This window comes from Streptomyces sp. N35 (assembly GCF_016464295.1).
In the GTDB taxonomy this organism is placed as follows: domain Bacteria; phylum Actinomycetota; class Actinomycetes; order Streptomycetales; family Streptomycetaceae; genus Streptomyces.
This window is the reverse complement of record NZ_JAEIMH010000047.1, coordinates 8454-9199: the sequence shown is the minus strand read 5'-3', so window position 1 is coordinate 9199 and position 746 is coordinate 8454. Positions and strand designations below refer to the sequence as shown.

The following is a 746-nucleotide window of genomic DNA, read 5'->3' as shown; positions in this document are numbered from 1 at the left end:
CCCCGCGGCCCGCGGCCCCGCCCCCCCCCCCCCGGCACGACGAGCGGCACGTCGCTGCGGCCGGCGAGCACCCTTCCGGACTCGGTCAACGGGCCGCCGCCGATGACCACTTTGCGGGCCCCGTCCCGGCCGGCACTCAGGTCGACGGCCGCCGCGAGCCGTTCGCACTGCAGGTCGGGCCGGCCCGCGAGGTCCCGCGGATCCCCCTCGGTGCAGCGGATGCCGACGCACCGGTCCGCAAGCCCCAGCGCGTCGATACGGTCGGCGATGGCCGGCACAAGCCCCGGGGTCGTGGTCACCACGGCGAACGCGGTGTCCGCGGCCTCCAGGAGCGCGGCCTCCCCGATGCCCACGACCGGTACGGAGACGGCGGCCCGCAGCTCTTCGATGCCCGGATCACCGAACGCTCCGACGACGAACGCCGCCGTGCCTTCGGTACGCGCGCGCAGCGCGGCGGCGACTGCCTCCGTCGCGGCGGCGCGCAGCGCATCGGGGGTCACGATCATCCCGGGTCCGTGGGCGGCGGTGACGGCCCGCACTTCGAGGTCGCGACGGGCGGCGAGCTGCTCGCGCAGCATGGCGGCCATCATGTCCGTAGTGGCGGCCGAGGAGTTGGGGTTGACCAGGACCACGGCGTTCGTACGGTGCACGCCTTCCTCCCCTTCCGGAAGACTCCGCCCCCGTACGGGACGGTACCTCAGCGAACGGACGGGGGGGCGGCGCCCTGTGAGTGAGGGGCGGCCCCG

1 protein-coding gene is annotated in these 746 nt (G+C 75.9%); it reads right to left on the bottom strand.

Annotation, left to right across the window (positions count from 1 at the left end; genetic code table 11):
* Nucleotides 1-650 (bottom strand): aspartate/glutamate racemase family protein (locus tag JAO81_RS24520; protein WP_199550081.1); only part of this gene is annotated, 650 nt, incomplete at its 3' end.
* Between the last annotated feature and the right edge of the window lie 96 nt (nt 651-746).